At 72.4% G+C, this 19,195-nt stretch carries 15 protein-coding genes; 5 read left to right on the top strand and 10 right to left on the bottom strand.

Annotated features, from left to right (window positions below; genetic code table 11):
* Nucleotides 1–2: 2 nt before the first annotated feature.
* From FB557_RS11095 to lipB, 5 genes are read right to left on the bottom strand one after another with little or no spacing between them, the layout of a single operon-like run.
* Nucleotides 3–686: an anti-sigma factor gene (locus tag FB557_RS11095; RefSeq protein WP_144857709.1), complete on the bottom strand. Its 684-nt coding sequence runs from the start codon at nucleotides 684–686 to the stop codon at nucleotides 3–5.
* Nucleotides 683–1,285, bottom strand: coding sequence for a sigma-70 family RNA polymerase sigma factor (locus FB557_RS11090; protein ID WP_144857708.1), 603 nt, complete (start codon nucleotides 1,283–1,285; stop codon nucleotides 683–685). The genes FB557_RS11095 and FB557_RS11090 overlap by 4 nt, the downstream gene beginning before the upstream one ends.
* The gene (gene treZ, locus FB557_RS11085; protein WP_144857707.1) at nucleotides 1,282–3,096 is read right to left on the bottom strand and encodes a malto-oligosyltrehalose trehalohydrolase; all 1,815 of its coding nucleotides are present in this window, start codon (nucleotides 3,094–3,096) and stop codon (nucleotides 1,282–1,284) included. The genes FB557_RS11090 and treZ overlap by 4 nt, the downstream gene beginning before the upstream one ends.
* On the bottom strand, nucleotides 3,083–5,590 hold the full coding sequence (treY, locus tag FB557_RS11080) for a malto-oligosyltrehalose synthase (protein ID WP_144857706.1): 2,508 nt from the start codon (nucleotides 5,588–5,590) through the stop codon (nucleotides 3,083–3,085). Before treY ends, treZ begins: the two co-directional genes overlap by 14 nt.
* Nucleotides 5,587–6,264: a lipoyl(octanoyl) transferase LipB gene (gene lipB / locus FB557_RS11075; RefSeq protein ID WP_144857705.1), complete on the bottom strand. Its 678-nt coding sequence runs from the start codon at nucleotides 6,262–6,264 to the stop codon at nucleotides 5,587–5,589. Before lipB ends, treY begins: the two co-directional genes overlap by 4 nt.
* 119 nt (nucleotides 6,265–6,383) lie before the next feature.
* Here lipB and FB557_RS11070 point away from each other — a divergent pair, with 119 nt between their 5' ends.
* Nucleotides 6,384–8,036, top strand: coding sequence for a serine/threonine-protein kinase (locus tag FB557_RS11070; protein ID WP_144857704.1), 1,653 nt, complete (start codon nucleotides 6,384–6,386; stop codon nucleotides 8,034–8,036).
* A 97-nt stretch (nucleotides 8,037–8,133) separates the two neighbouring features.
* Here the strand turns inward: FB557_RS11070 and FB557_RS11065 are convergent, their stop codons facing one another.
* The 4 genes from FB557_RS11065 to FB557_RS11050 form a co-directional block, all read right to left on the bottom strand.
* Nucleotides 8,134–9,024 (bottom strand): TIGR01777 family oxidoreductase, encoded by an 891-nt coding sequence (locus FB557_RS11065; protein WP_246074739.1) that lies wholly within the window; start codon nucleotides 9,022–9,024, stop codon nucleotides 8,134–8,136.
* Between the two features lie 14 nt (nucleotides 9,025–9,038).
* Nucleotides 9,039–11,156, bottom strand: a complete 2,118-nt coding sequence (gene sucB, locus FB557_RS11060) for a 2-oxoglutarate dehydrogenase, E2 component, dihydrolipoamide succinyltransferase (protein WP_144857702.1) — start codon at nucleotides 11,154–11,156, stop codon at nucleotides 9,039–9,041.
* 98 nt (nucleotides 11,157–11,254) lie between these two features.
* Complete coding sequence (gene lpdA, locus FB557_RS11055) at nucleotides 11,255–12,637, bottom strand: dihydrolipoyl dehydrogenase (RefSeq protein ID WP_144857701.1); 1,383 nt, start codon at nucleotides 12,635–12,637, stop codon at nucleotides 11,255–11,257.
* A 47-nt stretch (nucleotides 12,638–12,684) separates the two neighbouring features.
* Nucleotides 12,685–14,238, bottom strand: a complete 1,554-nt coding sequence (locus FB557_RS11050; RefSeq protein WP_144857700.1) for a leucyl aminopeptidase — start codon at nucleotides 14,236–14,238, stop codon at nucleotides 12,685–12,687.
* Between the two features lie 81 nt (nucleotides 14,239–14,319).
* Here FB557_RS11050 and gcvT point away from each other — a divergent pair, with 81 nt between their 5' ends.
* Nucleotides 14,320–15,420 carry a glycine cleavage system aminomethyltransferase GcvT gene (gene gcvT, locus FB557_RS11045; protein WP_144857699.1) on the top strand — a complete coding sequence of 367 codons (1,101 nt, stop codon included), beginning with the start codon at nucleotides 14,320–14,322 and terminating at the stop codon, nucleotides 15,418–15,420.
* Between the two features lie 12 nt (nucleotides 15,421–15,432).
* Here the strand turns inward: gcvT and FB557_RS11040 are convergent, their stop codons facing one another.
* Nucleotides 15,433–16,017, bottom strand: coding sequence for a DUF3043 domain-containing protein (locus FB557_RS11040; RefSeq protein ID WP_144857698.1), 585 nt, complete (start codon nucleotides 16,015–16,017; stop codon nucleotides 15,433–15,435).
* 89 nt (nucleotides 16,018–16,106) lie between these two features.
* On the opposite strand from FB557_RS11040, the gene FB557_RS11035 reads away from it, so the two are divergent.
* The 3 genes from FB557_RS11035 to FB557_RS11025 form a co-directional block, all read left to right on the top strand.
* Nucleotides 16,107–17,495: a dipeptidase gene (locus FB557_RS11035; RefSeq protein ID WP_144857697.1), complete on the top strand. Its 1,389-nt coding sequence runs from the start codon at nucleotides 16,107–16,109 to the stop codon at nucleotides 17,493–17,495.
* A 3-nt stretch (nucleotides 17,496–17,498) separates the two neighbouring features.
* The gene (locus FB557_RS11030) at nucleotides 17,499–18,113 is read left to right on the top strand and encodes a hypothetical protein (protein WP_144857696.1); all 615 of its coding nucleotides are present in this window, start codon (nucleotides 17,499–17,501) and stop codon (nucleotides 18,111–18,113) included.
* 67 nt (nucleotides 18,114–18,180) lie between these two features.
* Nucleotides 18,181–19,195: DUF222 domain-containing protein (locus FB557_RS11025; protein ID WP_170236278.1), on the top strand; the 1,015-nt coding region annotated here is incomplete at its 3' end.

Here is a 19,195-nt window from a genome sequence, read left to right as displayed (position 1 = left end):
CCTCAGCCGAGCGGGACGACGGCGAAGGGGTCCTGAGTCGGCTGGGTCGAGCCGCCCGCGGGCTCGACGGTCAGGGCGACAGCCTTCGCTCCGCGCGGCGAACCGGTGAGCAGTGCCTCACGCCCCTCGAGCGCGTCCTGCGACAGCACTCCAGCCGACCGCGCCGAGCCGTCCTCGCCGATGAACCACGCCTGGTAGACCTGCTCCCGCTCGGGGCTCTCGACGACCTCGGGGAGCGTGATGACCGCGCGGTCCCGAGCGGCGGAGGTCACGACGACTAGCTGGCCGCCATCGGTGGGGGCGCTGTGGCGCTGCGCATCCTCGGCCTGCACCACCTGCTCGGTCGGTGATTCATCCAGCCACTGCACCGCAGCCCAGGCGCCACCGGCTGCGACGACGGCCGCTGCTGCTGCCGCAAGCCACACCGGAGCGCGACGGCGGGTGCGGTGGGCCGGGGTGACGGTCGCGCTCGTCGCGGCCTGGGCGAGCACTCGCTGCCGGAGCTGTGGTGGGGGAGCCACCTCAAGGCCCTCGGACAGGGGGACGAGCGCCTCGGACAGCTCGGCCACGGTGTCGGCGCACGAGGTGCATCCGCGCAGGTGGTCCTCGAAGGTGACAACCTCGTCGGCATCGAGGGCATCCACGACGTACAGCGGTGCCAGGTCGTGCAGCTCGTCCTCGGTCATCGCTGGTCACCCCCTCTCATCCTGTCGCGCAGCTTGCTCAATCCGTCACGGATCCGGGTCTTGGCGGTCCCCAGCGGGATCGACTCGTGATCGGCGACCTCACGGTGGGTCAACCCCTCAAGATAGGCCAGGGCCACCGCTGTCCGGTGCGGCTCACCGATCATGTCCAGCGCGGCACGCAGCGCGGCGGCGTCGATCCTGGCCTGACCCTCCTCTTCGGCGGAGCTGTGGTGCTGACCTCTCTCCAGGAGTTCGTAGCGGTGCAGCCGATCGGTTTGGGACTGCTCGGAGCGCACCCGGTCCACGGCCCGCCGGTGCGTCAGCGTCAGCAGCCAGGCCAACGCCGACCCTCGTGCCGGGTCGAAGCCAGCAGCCTGACGCCAGACCTGGATGTAGACCTCCTGGACCACCTCCTCGGCGATCCCGCGGTCTCGCACGATCCGCAGAGCCAGCCCGAAGACACGCGGTGACGTCAGGTCGTACAGCGTCGCGAGGGCGGACTCCTCGCCCCGCCCCACGGCTCGCAGGAGAGAAGCGAGCTCGGCTGCGGGCGAGCCAGCTGTGGGTCCCTGCTCGCCCGCCAGCTCCCCCTTGCTCATCCTCGCTCCGCTGCAGCATCGCGCGAGATGCCCACAGCGACGACGGCGCAGCCGTCGGCCTCGAGGGTCAGCCGGACGTCGCTGTGCTCCGCGCCCCAGGCGGCGAGCAGCTCGCCCGACATCGCGCGGGTGACCGGGGCTCCGGTGAGGTTGACGACCACCTCGCACCGCCCGCGCGGCAGGACGAGCAGACCGCTGTCCTCCCTTCGCGCCGGGGGACCGGTGAGGTCGGGGTCGCCGAGGTCGGGGACCTCCCGGCGCAGCCGGATGAGCTCTCGGTACCAGTCGAGCAGGCGCGCGTGATCGGGGCGGGTCAGCTCGTCCCACCTCAGCACCGAGTCGGTGAAGGTCGCCTCGTCCTGCGGGTCGGGCACCCCGTCGCCCCAGCCGTGCTCGGCGAACTCCCGGGCCCGGCCTCGCGAGACCGCGGCGGCGAGCTCGGCGTCGACGTGGTCGGTGAAGTAAGCCCACCGGGTCGAGGCACCCCACTCCTCACCCATGAAGAGCATCGGCGTCCACGGTCCGCACAGCAGCAGCGCCGCGCCGCAGGCCAACCGGCCGGGTGAGACGAGGTGACTGAGCCGGTCACCGCGGGCCCGGTTGCCGACCTGGTCGTGGGTCTGCAGGGAGGCGACGAAGTGCCAGCCGGGCGTCAGCTCGGGCACGACCGGGCGACCGTGGACCCGCCCGCGGAAGGTGGAGTACGTGCCCGCGTGGAAGAACGGCGTGGAGGACAAGGTGGCCAGCGCTGCCGGGTCGTCGAAGTCGGCGTAGTAGCCCTGGGTCTCGCCGGTGAGCAGCACGTGCAGGGTGTGGTGCACGTCGTCGGCCCACTGCCCGTCCATGCCGAATCCGCCGGCACCACCTACGACGGGCGGCAGCACCGTGGCCGGGTCGTTGCGGTCGGACTCGGCGATGAGCAGCAGCTCCCGGCCCAGCTCGTCGGCGAGCGCGCCGGTCTCGAGCGCCATCTGCTCGAGCACGTGCACGGCGCTGTCGTCGACGAGGGCGTGCACGGCGTCGAGGCGCAGCGCGTCGACGTGGTAGTCGCGCAGCCACATCAGCGCGTGGTCGACGACGTAGCGGCGCACCTCGTCCGCGCCGGGCCCGTCGAGGTTGAGCGCCGGCCCCCACGGCGTGGTGTGCGCGTCGGTGAAGTACGGGCCGTAGTCGATGAGGGTGTTGCCGCTCGGGCCCATGTGGTTGTGCACGACGTCGAGGCAGACAGCCAGGCCCTTGGCGTGCGCGGCGTCGACGAAACGGGCAAGGGCGTACGGGCCGCCGATGGCCGGGTGCACCGCCCAGATGTTCACCCCGTCGTAGCCCCAGCCACGCCGGCCCGGGTAGGTCGCGACCGGCATCAGCTCGACCATCGTCACCCCCAGGTCGACGAGATGGTCCAGCCGATGGATGGCGGCGTCGAGGGTTCCCTCGTCGGTGAAGGTCCCGACGTGCAGCTCGTAGATGACCGCACCGCGAAGGGGGACCCCCGCCCAGTCGTCGTCGGTCCAGACGAAGTCGGCCGGGTCGACGACCTCGGAGAGCCCGAAGGGGCCGTCGGGCTGACGCAGGGAGCGCGGGTCGGGAAGGGGCGCCCCGCCGTCGACGACGAAGCCGTACCGGCACCCCGGTGTGCGCAGGGTGGAGCTGGTCCACCATCCGTCCTCACCCCGGGTCATCGGCTCGGTGGTCTCGACGTCGGCGAAGTCCGTGGGCCCAGCGCCGGTCGTGGGCGACTCGTCGTCGGCGAGAGCCAGCTCGACCCGCTCCGCGGTCGGTGCCCACACCCGGTACGGCTCACCCGCGCTCATCGCTGGCCCCTTCGTCGGCTTCTTCGGTCCCTGAGGTACGAGCGCCAGAGAGCCTCGACGGGTCCTCCCGCACGAGCAGTGCGACGGGCGAGTCCGCGAAGAGGTCCGCGCAGCGGACCGATCCGCCGTCGTGCGCACGCCCGGTCAGCCGGTCCACCCATCGACCGGGGGAGAGGGTCACCCCTTCGCCGGTCCATCCCCCGGCCCGCCGCAGACGCGACGGGGCCCGGGTCACCGCGACCGCCACCTGGCCGGACCGGACGAAGCCGGTGGCGTGCTCGGTGTCGGTCGGCAGCGGCTCGTAGGTCGCTTCCTTGCCGAAGAGCTCGGGTCGCTCGCGGCGCAGGCGCAAGGTGGTCGCGGTGAGGTGCAGCTTCTCGAGGTGCAGCGAGGAGGCGGGGTGGGCCTCGCTCGCGTCGAGGTCGGCGAGGTCGTCCAGCCGGGCGTCGAAGTCGACCGGGCGCCGGTTGTCCGGGTCGACCAGCGAGCGGTCCAGGCCGGCGCACCCCTGGTAGGTGTCGGGGACGCCGACGAGGGCGAGCTGGAGCAGCTTCGCCGAGAGGGTCAGTGCGCGGATGTCGCTGGTCAGGTCGCGCTGGGCGTGGTCGAGCGCGTCGCGGACCGGGCCGGACCGGTTGACCTCGGTGGCGAAGGCGATGACCTCGGCTTCGTGGTCTGCGTCGCCGTCGACCCAGGCGGTGTGCTCCTTGCCCTCGCGCATCGCCTTGGTGAGGTAGTCCGCCAGGCGCTGATCGCTCACCTCGCCGACGCCGAGGAGGGTCTGCCAGACGAGGTGCGCGGTCGGCCGGTCGATGCCGGCGTCGTCCGCGGCGCGCGCGGTGACCTCGGAGAGGCTGCGCCAGGTGTCGGGGTCGCCCGCGGCGGCGAGGATGCGGGCGCGCACGTCCTCGCTGCGCTTGGTGTCGTGGGTCGACAGGGCCGTCATCGTCGCCGGCCAGTGCGCCTGCGCGTGCGCCGCCCAGTCGTGCATGAGGTGCGGTCCGGCGTCGGCGAGCACGCTGGGGTCGCTGCCGACCTCGTTGAGCGCGACGAGCCGGTGCCAGCGGTAGAAGGTCGTGTCCTCGATGCCCTTGGCCATGACCGGCCCCCAGGTCTGCTGCAGCCGGATCGCGAAGTCGGCGGCGGCCTCGAAACTGCTGCGTGCAGCACCTTCTTGTCCGTGCAGCACATGTATCTGGTCGTCCGACGCCGAAGTGCTGCATGCAGCAGTTTCGTGCAGCGCGTCGAGCTCGGCGGCGAGGTCGGGGCGAGCCTCCTGTGCCGTGCGGGTCGCCGCCTCGAGCCGGCCGCGGTCACGGTCGGTCAAGGACTCACCGGGGCGCAGGTAGGCCCGGTAGACCTCGCCGGCGACGAGGAGCTCGACCACCCCTTCGCGCAGCCGCTCGGGATCCAGCTCGGGCAGCGCCTCCCGGGCCCGGCGGGTCAGCCGCTCCACCTCGGGGCCGAGCCCGGTCGTCACGACGTGCCGCTTGGCCTCGGTCACCGCCTCCTCGTAGTCGGGCTCACCCCCGGTCGCGACCCAGGTCTGCTGCAGCACCGGCGTCGACGCCGGGTCGACCAGCGCCGCCTGGACCACCCGCAACGCGTCGTACCCGGTCGTGCCCGCGCAGGCCCAGTCCGCGGGCAGCCGCTCGGTGCCCTCGAGGATCTTCTCCACCCAGATCGGGGTGCCCGGTCGGCATGCCGCGGCGAGCTGGTCGAGATACCCGGTGGGGTCGCTCAGGCCGTCCGGGTGGTCGATCCGGAAGCCGTCGATCAGCCCCCGATGGTGCAGCTCGAGCAGCACGGCGTGCGTCGCATCGAAGACGTCAGGCTCCTCGACCCGCACCCCGATCAGCTCGTCTACCTCGAAGAACCGGCGGTAGTTCAGCCATGACGCCTTCTCCCGCCAGTGCGCCAGCACGTAGTGCTGGCGGGCCAGCAGATCGGCCAGCTCATCCACCCCTTCGCTCCCGAGAGCCAAGGGGAAGACGTGCTCGTGGTAGCGGATCACCGGCTCGCCGGCCACCTCGTCGCGGGTGATCTCACCGGAGTCGAGCACCTCGGCCAGCGGCGCGCCGAGGATCGGGACCGCGAGGCGACCGCCGGCGGCCTTCCAGTCGATGTCGAACCAGTGCGCGGTCGGGGCGTCGCGCCCCTCCTTGAGCACCCGCCAGAGGGGGGCGTTGAGGTGCTCCGGAGCGACGAAGGCCATGTGGTTGGGCACGACGTCGACGACCAGACCCAGCCCGTGCTCGTGCGCCGCCGCCGCCAGCGACTCGAAGCCGTCGAGACCACCGAGCTGGTCGCTCACCCGCGTGTGGTCCACGACGTCGTAGCCGTGCTCGCTGCCGGGCGCGGCCTGGAGGATCGGCGAGAGGTAGAGGTGGGAGACCCCGAGCTCGGTGAGGCGCGGCACGAGGCGCTGCGCGTCGGCGAAGGCGAACCCCTCGTGCAGCTGCAGCCGGTAGGTGCCCGTGACCGGGCGGCTCACGAGGCGGTGCTCAGCTCGTCGGGCAGCGGGGTGGTGAAGTCGAGCAGCTCGGTGAGGTGGCGCTCGACGAGGGGCAGCACCTCGGCGACGGTGATCTCGCGGCCGGCCTCCTGGCTCAGCGTGGACACATCGGCGTCCGGGATGCCGCACGGGACGATCGAAGTGGCCCAGCCGAGGTCGCAGTCGCAGTTCAGCGCGAAGCCGTGCATCGCCACGTCGCGGCTCACCCGGATGCCGATCTGACCCAGCTTGCGATCGCGCGCACCGTCCTCGCCGAGCACCCAGATGCCCGAGCGGCCCTCGACCCGGGTCGTCTCGACGCCGAGGTCGCGCGCGACGCGAATCATCATCTCCTCAAGCCGGCGCACGTAGGCGACGACGTCGATCGGGTCGGGCAGGTGGACGATCGGGTAGCCGACGATCTGGCCCGGGCCGTGCCAGGTGATCTTGCCGCCGCGGTCGACGTCGATGACCGGGGTGCCGTCGAAGGGCCGCTCGTGGGCCTCGGTGCGCTTGCCGGCGGTGTAGACCGCGGTGTGCTCGAGCAGCAGGACGGTGTCCTCGCGCTCGCCGGACACAACGCCGGCGTGGACCTGCTTCTGCAGCTCCCACGCGTCCATGTAGTCCACCGTGCCGTGGTCGTCAGAGGCGAAGCCGACGTGCTCGAAACGCATGGGTCCTACTGTAGTTCGCTCGTGAGCCAGGTCACGGGTAGCGGGGAGCCTGCAGCACTTTCGTGGGGGGTGTGGATAAGTCCGCGGGCAAATCCGGGGATCTCGGCATCCTTGAGGGCATGGAGCTCGACGAGGACACGAGAGACCACGCGACGGCCGCGAGCGGTGCCGGGGCGCCCCGCCCGGACGCCCCGCAGGTCCCCGGGTACCGGGTGATGGCCCAGGTTGGCCGGGGCAGCACCGCGACGGTGTGGCGGGCGCGGCGGGTGAGCGACGACTCGCTCGTGGCGCTCAAGGTGCTGCACGCCGAGGCCGACGAGCAGGCGCTGCGGGAGCACGCGGTGCTGCAGTCCGATGCCGGTGAGCACGTCGTGCGAGTGCACGACTGCGTCGCGGGGCAGGGCGAAGGGGGACCAGTCACCGTCCTCGTCCTCGACTGGATGGCCGGCGGCAGCCTGAGCGACGTCATGGCCGGGCGCGGCTTCCTCAACGCCGGGGAGACGGTGACCGTCGTCGCGCCGCTCGCGACCGCGCTCGGCCGGCTGCACCGGATCGGGGTGGTGCACGGGGACGTCGCCCCCGGCAACGTCCTCCTCGACTCCACCGGGCGCCCGGTGTGGGGCGACCTCGGGTACGCGCGCCTCGTCGGCTTCGACCGGGCGGCCGAGGATGCGTGGGGGACCGACGGCTTCGTCGCGCCCGAGGTCCTCCTCGGGCGCGAGCCGAGCGCCGCCTCCGACGTCTACGGGCTCGGTGCGCTGGCCTGGTTCTGCCTCACCGGCAAGCCGCCAGGCCACGTGACGACCCGCGGCGACCTTGACCAGCTCGCCCCGGGTGCCCCCGCCGGACTGGTCGAGGTGATCCGGTCCTGCCTCGACCCCGACCCGGCCGCACGCCCCGACGCCGAGCCGCTCGCCACCGACGTCTTCGACGCGGCCCCGGCGGTCCCCCTTCGGATGACCGTGCCGGAGGACATCGCGACCTCGCTGACCCGGCGGATCCGCTCAGCCGCCGAGCAGGAGCGGAGCGAGCTCGAGGAGCCACCGGTGTGGGAGCTCGACCTCGGCGATCCGCCTCGCCGGCGGTGGCCGTGGCAGCGGCGGCGGGACGACGAGTCCGTCGAGGTGGCGTCCGAGGGGCGAAGGGGTACGCGAGCCCCGCGGCGGAAGGCGGCCCATGCCGCCCCGGCCGAGCGGGCCGGACGGCCTTGGCTCGCGCCTGTGACCCTGGTCTGCATCGTCGGGCTCGTGCTCGCGGTCCTCGTGCCGTGGGAGCGGCTCGCGCAGGCCAGTCCGGGGGGAGAGGGGGTGGCGGCCACGGTCGAACCCGCGGTTGAGGCCGTGGCCGCTGCTCCGAGCGTGGACGAGACACTGCTCGCCGACCGGCAGGCGCCGCGCCGTGACCCGAGGGCGACGACCCAGGCACTCGCCTCGCTGCGGGCCCGGATGCTGCTCGAGCGGGACCGGCAGCTGCTCGAGGACCTCGCGGAGCGCGACTCCTCGGCCCGCCGGGCCGATGCCGCGGTGCTGCGCGAGCTGGCGGACTCCGGGAGCAGCTACGAGGGGCTGCGCTTCACGGTCGCCTCGGCCGAGGTGGTGCGTACCGACGGGGCTGACTCCGTCGTGGTCCGCGCCGCGATCGACCAGTCCGCCTATGTGGTCGAGGACGGCGACGGGGACGGCACGCCGCACCCCGCGGTGGAGGGCGAGCCGCTCGACCTCGAGCTCGTCTTCGACGACCGGTGGCGCATCGCGACGATCACCCGGCCCTGACCCCCTTCGCCGTCCAGCGCGGTCCCGGCGCTGTCCCGGCGCTTTTCCGCTCCGCTCAGCTCGCACCTGCCTTGGCAGGTGCGAAGGAGGGGATGGGTCAGGAGAGGACCCAGCGGACCATCGCCGGGAGGTCGGGGTGCTCCCAGGTGAAGTCCTGCTCGCGGAGCACCTGGGGCAGGACCCGCTGCGAGCCGAGGATCTCTCCGGCGAACTCGCCGAGGACCGCGTACATCGCGGGCTTGGGCGCGGGCAGGACCGCCGGCCGGTGCAGCTGGCGGCCGAGCTCCTTGGCGAGGTCGACCTGGCGGGTCGGCTGCGGCGCGCCGAGGTTGACCGGCCCTTCGACCTCGCCGTCGATCAGCCAGGTCAACGCCCGCACCTCGTCGACGAGGGAGATGAGCGGCCAGAACTGCCGACCCGAGCCCAACGGGCCGCCGAGCCCGAGCCGGGCGAGGGTGAGCACCTGGTCCATCGCCCCGCCCTCGCGGGCCATGACGATGCCGGTGCGGGCATGCGCCACGCTCATCCCGGCCTCGCGGGCGGGGTCCGCCGCCTGCTCCCAGGCCCGGACCACCTCGGCAAGGAAGCCGGTGCCACCCGCCGACGCCTCGGTGAGCACCTCCTCGCCGCGATCGCCGTAGAAGCCGACCGCGGACCCGGCGACCATCCGGGCGACCCCGGCCTGCGCGGCCCGCTCGGCGAGCAGGCGCGTCGTGTCGACCCGGGAGCGCAGGATCGTCTCCTTGTACTCCCGGCTCCACCGCTTGTCGCCGACGCCGGCACCGGCGAGGTTGACCACGACGTCGCTGCCCTCGAGCGCGGCGGGGTCGAGGACCCCCTTCGCCGCATCCCATCGGACCTGGTGCGGTGAGCCCGACTCACCCCGGACCAGCTCGACGACCTCGGTCCCTCGCTCACGCAGGTGCGCGCAGAGCGCGGTGCCGATCAGGCCGGTCGAGCCTGCGACGACAACGCGCTCTGCGCTCATGCCTGCACTCACCCTCATGCCTCGAAGTGGCCCTCCTCAAGACGGGCCTTGACCGTCCCGAGGAAGCGGGCAGCGTCGGCCCCGTCGACGACCCGGTGGTCATAGGAGAGCGCGAGGTACATCATCGAGCGGATCGCGATCGTCTCCCCACCGAGCTCGTCGCCGACGACGACCGGGCGCTTGACGATCGCACCGGTACCGAGCATCGCCACCTGCGGCTGGTTGAGGATCGGGGTGTCGAAGAGGGCTCCTCGACTACCCGTGTTGGTGATCGTGAAGGTGCCGCCGGAGAGGTCGTCCGGGGTGATCTTGGAGTCCCGGGTCCGCTCGGCGACATCGGCGATCGCGCGGGCCAGCCCGGCGACGTTGAGGTCGCCGGCCTTCTTCACCACGGGGGTGAGCAGGCCACGCTCGGTGTCGACGGCGATCGCGAGGTTCTCCTCGCCGTGGTAGACGATCTCCTCACCCTCGACGCTGGAGTTGATCACCGGGTGCTGCTTGAGCGCCTCGGCGGTCGCCAGCGCGATGAAGGGCAGGAACGAGAGCTTGGTGCCCTCGCGCCGCTGGAAGTCGTCCTTGCTCCGGGCGCGGACCTGGGCGACCTTGGTCATGTCGACCTCGACCACCGTGGTGAGCTGCGCCGAGACCTGTAGCGACTCGACCATCCGCTCGGCGATGACCTTGCGCAGGCGGCTCATCTTCTCGCGCGAGCCACGCTTGGAGGTCGGGACCGAGCTCTCCATGCCCTTCGGCGGGCCGGACGGCGCCGAGCCGGCGGAGTCGCCGGACCCGCTGCCGGAGTCCTTGGCCGGTGCGGACTCCTCCGGCTGGTTCTTGGCCTTGGCGGCAGCGAGGACGTCCTCCTTGCGGATGCGTCCGCCGATGCCCGAGCCCTCGACCGTGCTGAGGTCGATCTCGTTGTCCGCCGCGAGCTTGCGCACGAGCGGGGTGACGTACTTCGAGGCGTCCTGCGGGGGACCGTCGACCTTGGGCGCCGAGGCCGTCGCCGGACCGCGAGCGTCCTGGGCGTCGCCCTGGTCGGTCGGGGAGTCGGCCAGACCGTCGTCCTCGCCCTTGTCGCCCTTGTCGGAGGAGTCGCCCTTGTCGGAGGACTTCTTGCTCTCCGAGGACTTCTTCGAGTCGTCGTCCTTGGCGGACTGCTTCTCGTCCGTGGCGTCCTCGTCGTGGTCGGCCGCCGGCTGGTCCTCGACGTCGCCTCCCTCGCCGTCCTCGGGCAGCGACTCGTCCTTCTGGTCGCTGTCGTCGGTGTCCTCCTCGGCCGCGGTCTCCTCGGTCTCGGGGGTGTCGGTGCCCGACTCCTCGCTCGAGTCGTCGCTCGAGCCCTTGGACTCGTCGGAGCCGGACTCGTCGCCCTCGGAGTCATCAGACCCGCCGCCGGAGCCGCCGATGACGGCTAGGTCCGCGCCGACCTCGACGGTCTCGTCCTCGTCGGCGAGGATCTTCGTCAGGGTGCCGGCGGCCGGCGAAGGGATCTCGGTGTCGACCTTGTCGGTGGAGACCTCGAGCAGCGGCTCGTCGACCTCGACCTCGTCACCCTCGGCCTTGAGCCACCGGGTGATCGTGCCCTCGGTGACCGACTCGCCGAGGGCCGGCATCGTGACCTTCTCGCCGTCGTCGGAGCCACCGGACGAGCCACCCGAAGAGCCGGAGCCCTTGGACTCCTTCGCGTCCTTCGCGTCCTCAGAGTCCTTCGCGTCCTCAGAGTCCTGCGCGTCCTCAGAGTCCTGCGAGTCCTCGGCCTCCTCCTCGGACGAGGAGCCCTCCGCCTCCGCGGCGTCGTCGTCCCCCTTCGCCTCCTCGTCGGAGTCCGTCGAGTCCTCGGAGTCCTCGGAGTCCTCGGAGTCCTCCGACTCATCAGAGCCGCCAGAGCCCTCACCGTCGCCGATCACGGCGAGGTCGGCGCCGACCTCGACGGTGTCGTCCTCCTCGACGAGGATCTCCTGCAGCGTCCCGGCGACGGGGGAGGGGATCTCGGTGTCGACCTTGTCGGTCGAGACCTCGAGCAGCGGCTCGTCGACCTCGACCTCGTCGCCGACGCTCTTCAGCCACCGCGTCACGGTGCCCTCGGTGACGGATTCCCCCAGTGCCGGCATGGTCACGCGTTCAGACATGAGCTTGGATCTCCTTCGGACTTAACTCACTCGTGGGCTCGGTCACAGACTCTCACGACCGGCCCGCCGATGGGCGAGGCAGGTCACACCCGCTTGGCTCAGGCGTGCGCGTGCAAGGGCCGACCCGCGGCGAGCATCGCCGCCTCGCCGAGCGCCTCGCCCTGGGTCGGGTGGGCGTGCACGAGGGAGGCGACCTCCTCGGGGTGGGCCTCCCAGCCGACCATGAGCTGGGCCTCGCCGACCAGCTCGCTCACCCCCGCGCCCACCATGTGCACCCCGAGCACCGCTCCGTCCTTCTCGCGGACGATCGTGATCGATCCGGTCGTGGCCTTGATCAGGCTGCGCCCGTTGCCGCCCAACGGATAGCTCACCGTCTCGACGTCGTGGCCGGCCGCACCGGCCTGCTCTGCGGTCAGCCCGACCGAGGCGATCTCGGGGTCGCTGTACGTCACGCGCGGGATCACCGCGTCGCGCACCGGAGCGGGCTCGAGCCCGGCGACGTCCTCGGCGACGAAGATGCCGTGGGCGAAGCCGCGATGCGCCAGCTGCAGCCCCGGCACGAGGTCACCCACCGCGCGCACGCCATCGACGGACGTGCGCAGCCGCTCGTCGGTGGTGACCAGGCCGCGCTCCATCGCCACCCCGGCCTCCTCGTAGCCCAGCCCCTCGCTGCTCGGCCCGCGGCCGACCGCGACGAGCACGAGGTCGACCTCGATCGGGTCGCCCTCCTCGAGCCGCACCGTCGCGCCGGCGTCTTCGGCCTCGACACCGGACACCCGGGCGCCGGTGCGCATCGCGATGCCGCGCTTGCGGAAGGCTCGCTCGAGCGCCTTGCTCATGCTCGGCTCCTCGGCCGCGACGAGCCGGTCGAGCGCCTCGACGACGGTCACCTCGCACCCGAGCCCGGCGAAGATCGAGGCGAACTCGACCCCGATCACCCCGCCGCCGAGCACCGCGACCCGCTCGGGCATCTCCTCGAGCCGCAGCGCCTGGTCGCTCGTCATGACCCGCGGGCCGAGCTCGATGCCCGGGAGCACCCTGGGATGACTGCCGGTGGCGAGCACGACGGTGCGGCCGGTGAGCCGTCGCCCGTCGACCTCGACGGTGCTGGCGTCGACGAGGCGCCCCCGGCCGGGGACGACCTCGGCTCCGGACTGCTTCACCAGCCCCTGCAGCCCCTTGTACAGCTGCCCGACGACCTTGTCCTTGTAGCCGTGCAGCGCTTCGAGGTCGACCCCCTCGAAGCTCGTCCGCAGCCCGAAGGTGGCGCCGTGGGCCGCGGCCTCGGCCACCTCGGCGCTGTGCAGCCACGCCTTGGTCGGGATGCAGCCGCGGTGCAGACAGGTGCCACCGACCTTGTCCTCCTCGACGAGCGCCACGCTCAGCTCGAGCTGGCGGGCGCGCAGCGCGCAGGCGTAGCCGCCGCTGCCGGCGCCGAGGATGACGAGGTCGTAGGTGTCGGTGCTGTCGCTGTCAGTCACGGAGCGCTCCTTCGGGTCCGGCGATCGGGTGGCGGGCGAAGGGGGGGTCAGCCCAGCTGCTCGAGGTAGCGGATCAGGGTCGCCACGGCGACCCCGGTGCCGCCCTTGTCGAGGTGGCCCTTGGCTCCCCCTTCGTTGAAGGAGGGACCGGCGATGTCGAGGTGCGCCCACGGGATCGACTCGCCGTCGGCCCCCTTCGCGAACTCCTGGAGGAAGAGCCCGGCCGTCAGCGTCCCGCCCCAGCGGTCGGCCTTGTGCGCGAGGTCGGCGACGTGGGAGTCCAGGCCCTTGCGCAGGTCGACCGGCAGCGGCAGCGGCCAGGAGGGCTCGTCGACCTCGGCCGACGCGGCGCCAACGGTGTCGCGCAGGGCGTCCTCGTTGCTCATCACCGCGAAGATGTCCGGGCCCAGCGCGACGACCGCGGCGCCGGTGAGGGTCGCGACGTCGATGATCGTCTCGGCGCCCTGCTCGGCCGCGAGGCACATGCCGTCGGCAAGCACCATCCGGCCCTCGGCGTCGGTGTCGATGATCTCGACGGTGGTGCCGTTGCGCATCGTCACGACGTCACCGGGACGCTGGGCGTTGCTGCCCGGCATGTTCTCGGCGAGGCAGAGGTAGCCGGTGACGGCGACGGGCAGCGCCAGCTCGGCGGCAGCGACGACGGTCGCGGCGACCGCGGCGGCGCCGGCCATGTCTGACTTCATCGTGAGCATCCCCGAGGCGGGCTTGATGCACACGCCACCGGTGTCGAAGGTGATGCCCTTGCCGACCAGACCGATCTTCTTCGCGCCGCGGCTGCGCGCCGGCTTGTAGCTCAGCTCGACGATGCGCGGCGGGCGGGAGCTGCCCTGACCGACACCGACGATCCCGCCGAAGCCGCCCTCGGCGAGCTCCTTGTCGTCGAGGACCTTCACGGTCAGCTTGCCCGAGGAGGCCTTGGCGACCTGGGTGACCTCGTCGGCGAAGGACTGCGGGTAGAGCAGGTTCGGCGCGGTGTTGACCAGGTCGCGCGCCCAGGCGACGCCCTTGCCGAGGACCTCGGCGCGGGCGAGCACGTCCTTCGGCGAGGCCTTGCGGCCCAGAGCCGAGGCCACCTCGATCGTGCCCAGGCTGGCCTCCTGCGGCGACGACTTGTGGGCGGTGAAGCTGTACGAGCCAGCCAGCGCGCCCTCGGCGATCGCGGCGAGCTGGGCCTCGTCGGCGTGCGGCAGGGCGAGGCGCACCGTGGTGTCCTTCGCGCAGGCCCGCACGGCGGCACCCGCAGCACGGCGCAGGTCGTCGGTGCTCACGTCGGCGTCACCGACACCGACGAGCAGGACCTTGCGCGCCTTGAGCCCGGCCACGGCCGGGACGACGGTGGTCGAGCCGACCGAGGTGCTGGGGGAGAGGACCTCGACCGCGGCGCCCAGCGCCTTCGCGGTGTCCTTGGGCAGGTCGACCGAGGCGACCACCTCGGCGCGCTGCTCCGCCCCCTTCGCGTCCTTGGCCTTGCGCGAGCTGCGGGAGCGTCCGCTCTCCTGCCCGGCGGCCTGGACACCGATGATCACGGTGTCTCCGGAGAAGCTGGCGAGCGAGCGCGTTGCGAGGGTCAGGGTGGGCACAGGCGATCCTTCCGACGGTGGTCGAGGTTGTCGTTCCTGGCCGAGGCTAGCCGCCGCGGGTGGACGAGTAGCCTGCGGGCTATGACGCAGCGCACATCACCCCTGCACCAGGCCCATGTCGACCTCGGCGCGAAGATGGCCGACTTCGGCGGCTGGGACATGCCGATCGAGTACCCGGGCGGCGGGGTCGTCGCCGAGCACACGGCGGTGCGCGAGGCGGTCGGGATCTTCGACGTGAGCCACCTCGGCAAGGCCACCGTCTCCGGCGCCGGCGCAGCCGACTTCGTCAACCGCTGCCTGACCAACGACATCACCCGGATCGAGCCGGGCAAGGCGCAGTACACCCTGTGCTGCAACGAGTCCGGCGGTGTCGTCGACGACCTCATCCTCTACCTGCGCGCCGACGACGACGTCTTCCTCATGCCCAACGCGGCCAACACCGCCGAGGTGGTCGGCATGCTCAGCGACGCCGCGCCGGAGGGGGTCACCGTCACCGAGCAGCACGACGACTTCGCCGTCATCGCCGTCCAGGGGCCGCTCTCGGACGAGGTGCTCACGGCGCTGGACCTGCCGGTGGACCACGACTACATGTCCTACGACGAGGCCGAGATCGAGGGCACGACGATCTCGGTGTGCCGCACCGGCTACACCGGCGAGCGCGGGTATGAGCTGATCGTCCCCGCCGACAGCGCGAAGGGGGTCTGGGACCGCCTGCTCGCGGAGGTCACCGAGCGCGGCGGCCTGCCGTGCGGCCTGGGTGCCCGCGACACCCTGCGGACCGAGATGGGATACCCGCTGCACGGCAACGAGCTCAGCCCGGACATCACCCCGGTCATGGCCGCCTCGGCGTGGGCCGTGGGCTGGGACAAGCCGGAGTTCTGGGGCAAGGAGGCTCTCGTCGCGCAGCGGGTCGCCAAGTCCTCGCGGGTGATGAAGGGCCTGCTGGTGACCGGGCGCGGGATCCCGCGCAAGGGCTGCCAGGTCAAGGACGGCGAGGGTCAGGTCGTCGGGGTGGTCACCTCGGGCACCTTCAGCCCGACCCGCAAGGAGGGCATCGCCCTCGCGCTGGTCGAGCGCTCGGTCAAGGTCGACGACGAGGTCGTCATCGACGTGCGCGGCCGCGAGCTGACCGCGACGGTGACCAAGCCCCCCTTCGTCAAGACCCAGGTGCGTCAGGCCTGAGGCGCTGCTCGCTCAGGTGACCTCGGCTCCGCGCTCGACCTGCGGGCGCGGCAGCCGGGTGCGCCTCATCTGGAAACTGCGCAGCACGCTGTAGAGCGCCAGCCCGCGCAGCTCGGTGTCCTCGCCGAACTTCTCGAGGATGAGCCGCTTGGTCTTGCGCCACGTCGCGATCGCCTGGACCAGCGCGATCGCGAAGATGATGTAGACCGACAGGAAGACCAGCGTCGCCTGCCGCGGGGCGAAGAGGGAGAGCACGAGCACCGCGAGCATGACGATGAGCAGGATCTCGCCCAGCTGGAAGGTCGAGTCGACGCGGTCCCGGACGAAGCGGCGCACCGGCCCCTTGTCGCGGGCGGGCAGGTGACGGTCGTCGCCGCTGACCATCGCCTGGCGCATCTTGGCATTGGACTCGCGACGCTTCTCCTTGTCGCGGGCCCTCGCCTGCTTGCGGTCGTCGGCGACGAGCGGGCGCTTGCGGGCGGCCTCCTGGTCCCGGCGCTTGGGCGTCGGACGGTTCTTGGCCCCCTCGCGCTGGGGTCGCTCCTCGGCGGTCGCCGCCTGCCGCTCGTTCTCGCTCTGCTTCTTCCGTCCGAACACGAGAGGCAACTCTAGTGCCCGCCGGCTCATCCCCCTTCGCCGTCGTCGGTGGCAGGCGCTCGACCCCGGCCCGCGATACCGTCACGGACGTGACTGACGACGTGCTGACCGCAGACCAGATCGACGACGTCCGGACCCGGGTCCAGGGGCTGATGCCCGGGGTGCGCAGCGACCTCGAGGCGCTGACCCGGATCCCGAGCGTGAGCCTGGACTCCTTCGACCAGGCCGAGGTGCAGCGCAGCGCCGAGGCGACCGCCGAGCTGCTGCGCGCCGAGGGTCTTGAGGTCGAGATCGTCAGCGAAGGGGGGCGGCCGGCCGTCATCGGTCACCTCGCCGGACCGGAGGGCGCGCCGACCGTGCTGCTCTACGCCCACCACGACGTGCAGCCCCCGGGGGACCGGGCGGACTGGGACAGCGAGCCCTTCGAGCCCACCGAGCGTGACGGGCGGCTCTACGGCCGCGGCGCGGCCGACGACAAGGCGGGCGTCATGGCCCACGTCGCGGCGCTGCGCGCCCACGCCGGCCGGCTCCCGTGCTCGGTGACCGTCTTCGTCGAGGGGGAGGAGGAGATCGCCAGCGAGTCCCTCCCGCGGATCCTGGAGCGCCACGGCGAGAAGCTGCAGGCCGACGCGATCGTCCTCGCCGACTCGCTGAACTGGGCGATCGGCACCCCGGCCCTGACGACGACGCTGCGCGGGTCGCTGCGCGCCGTCGTCACCGTGCGCACCCTCGACCACGGCGTGCACTCGGGGATGTTCGGCGGGGCCTGCCCCGAGGCGATCACCAGCCTGACCCGCCTGCTCGCCACCCTGCACGACGACCAGGGCGACGTCGCGATCGAGGGCCTGGTCCACGAGGACGCGGCGAGCAGCGACGAGGAGCTCGGCTTCGACGAGGCCCGGCTGCGCGAGGAGTCCGGTCTGCTGCCCGGCACCGAGCTCATCGGAACCGGCTCGCTGCTCTCCCGGCTCTGGACCAAGCCCGCGGCCGTGGTCATCGGCATCACCTGCCCGAGCGTCGAGGAGGCCGGCAACGTCCTCAACGCCTCGGCGAGCGCGAAGATCAACCTGCGGCTCAACCCCACCCAGGACCCGCAGGACGCCTGGGCTGCGCTGCAGCGGCACCTCGCCGACCACGCCCCGTGGGGGGCCACCGTCGAGGTCGAGCTGGACGAGCAGGGCTGGGGCTTCGCGGCCGATGCCGAAGGGCCGGTCTACGACCAGGCGCGGGCCGCCTTCGCCGACGCGTGGGGGACCGAGCCGGTCGACGTCGGCATCGGCGGGTCGATCCCCTTCGTCCAGGCCTTCGCCGAGCGGTTCCCGGACGCGGCGATCCTCGTCACCGGGGTCGAGGACCCCGACACCCGGGCCCACGGGGCGAACGAGTCGCTGCACCTCGGGGAGTTCGAGCGGGTGTGCATCGCCGAGGCGCTGCTCCTCGCGCGTCTCGGCGCGATGGGCGCCACCGGTCGGGACTGAGTCGTGCCGCAGTCGGCGGAGGAGATCTTCGAGCTCGCGCGCCTCGAGCCTCGCGGGGAGGACGACCTCGGCTTCCGGTCGTGGCCGGCCTTCCCATGGGTGGCAGGGGAAGGGGAGGTCCTTCCACGACCGCTCGACCCGCCCGTGGCGACCGATCGGGTCCGGGACGGCGAAGGGGGGCGGCCGTGCTTCCGGTGCACCCACCCGGACGAAGGGGTGGTCTGGCGGGATGACCGATGGTTGCTCGCCTCTTCGTGCGAGGGGCGGGGCGGCCTGCTGTCCTTCTGGCTGCAGACCCGGGAGCACATGGACTTCGGGGAGATGACCGAGGAGCTCGCCGGCGAGCTCGGTCGGCTGGTGCTCCGCTGCCACAACGCGATGCTCGCCCTGCCCAATGCCGGGAGGGTGCACATCGGCAAGTGGGGTGACGGCTCAGCCCACCTGCACGTGCTGCTCATGGTCCGCCCCGAGCGGCTGGCCCAGGTGATCGGCAGCTTCGCCGTGGAGTGGGACGACCTGCTCCCGGTGATCCCGATCGAGGTCTGGGAGGCCGAGGTCGCGCAGGTAGCCGCCGCGATGGCTGCCGGCGGTGATGGTGAGGTGCTCGTACCGTCCTGACCGAGGGAAGGCGGCGGGCGTTCTCCCAGGTCAGAGCGTTGTCAGTGGTCAGTGGCAGGGTTGCTTCATGGAGACGACCTCCCCCTTCGCGCCCCCGGCGGCGGTGCTCGCGCTGCGAGACCGCCGGGTCGCGATGGAGGGCGCGGTGCGTGCTCTCGACGGCGTCGAGGAGCGGCTCTTCGAGGCCGGCACGGCAGAGATCGACGAGCTGCTGGCCCTCACCGACGAGCTGGTGCGTCGGGCGGAGGCCGCCCGGTTCAGTCTGGTGCGGGAGGCCCACGAGCGCGGCCTGGTCGCCGAGTCCGACGTGGCCTCCCTCACCGCGTGGGTGATCGATCGGTCGATGGGCGCCCGGCAGGCGGGTGGAGGCGGCATCGCCCGGGCGGTCACCAGCCTGGAGCGCGAGATCAACGCGCTCGTCCGCGAGGCCGTCGAGTCGGGACGCATCTCGGTGTCGGTGGCCAACGTGGTCATCGCCGAGATCACCAAGATCGAGTCGCGCCTGGCCGAGGGTGCACGCGACGCCGTCCTCGGCGGGATGATCACCATGGGCGAGATCGAGGGGGCGCGGGGAGTGCGCCGGGTCCGACCCGAGCTGCTGGCCCGCTATGGCATCGCGGGCGAGCTCGAGCGCGAGCAGGACCGGTTACGGCGTGGGCGGGCGCTCTCGCGACCCGTCGTCGACGACGGCCTGCACGAGTACCGCCTGGTGCTCGACCCCGAGGGTGCCGCCGTGCTTGAGGCGGCCCTCGAGGCGCTGTCGAGCCCGGCACCGTGCGAGGACCCGCAGACCGGGGTCGTGGAGCGTGACCTGCGCAGCAGCGACCAGCGCCGGGCGGACGCGTTGATCGACCTGGTCCGGGGCGCGACCTCGGTGATGGACACCCGAGCCGGGCGGGGCGCCAAGGCATCGCTGCTCGTGACCATGGGGCTCGACCAGCTGCGCGCCGGCCTCGGCGCCGGCCGCACCCTCGGTGGCCTCGACGCGGGCACGCTGCTCGACCCGACGACGGTGCGCCGCCTGTCGTGCGACGCCGAGCTGATCCCGGTGACCCTCGGCGGAGCCGGTGAGGTGCTTGAGC

The organism is Marihabitans asiaticum (genome assembly GCF_007828725.1).
Classification (GTDB): Bacteria; Actinomycetota; Actinomycetes; order Actinomycetales; family Dermatophilaceae; genus Marihabitans; species Marihabitans asiaticum.
The sequence above is the reverse complement of the archived record's forward strand: the minus strand, read 5'-3'. Positions and strand labels throughout refer to the sequence as shown.

Excerpts from the sequence above, each read along its gene's own strand:
- treZ (WP_144857707.1), bottom strand. The coding sequence starts at position 3,096 with ATGAGCGCGGGTGAGCCGTACCGGGTGTGGGCACCGACCGCGGAGCGG.
- FB557_RS11065 (WP_246074739.1), bottom strand. The coding sequence starts at position 9,024 with ATGAGCGCAGAGCGCGTTGTCGTCGCAGGCTCGACCGGCCTGATCGGC.
- lipB (WP_144857705.1), bottom strand. The coding sequence starts at position 6,264 with ATGCGTTTCGAGCACGTCGGCTTCGCCTCTGACGACCACGGCACGGTG.
- gcvT (WP_144857699.1), top strand. The coding sequence starts at position 14,320 with ATGACGCAGCGCACATCACCCCTGCACCAGGCCCATGTCGACCTCGGC.
- FB557_RS11070 (WP_144857704.1), top strand. The coding sequence starts at position 6,384 with ATGGAGCTCGACGAGGACACGAGAGACCACGCGACGGCCGCGAGCGGT.
- sucB (WP_144857702.1), bottom strand. The coding sequence starts at position 11,156 with ATGTCTGAACGCGTGACCATGCCGGCACTGGGGGAATCCGTCACCGAG.
- FB557_RS11090 (WP_144857708.1), bottom strand. The coding sequence starts at position 1,285 with ATGAGCAAGGGGGAGCTGGCGGGCGAGCAGGGACCCACAGCTGGCTCG.
- FB557_RS11095 (WP_144857709.1), bottom strand. The coding sequence starts at position 686 with ATGACCGAGGACGAGCTGCACGACCTGGCACCGCTGTACGTCGTGGAT.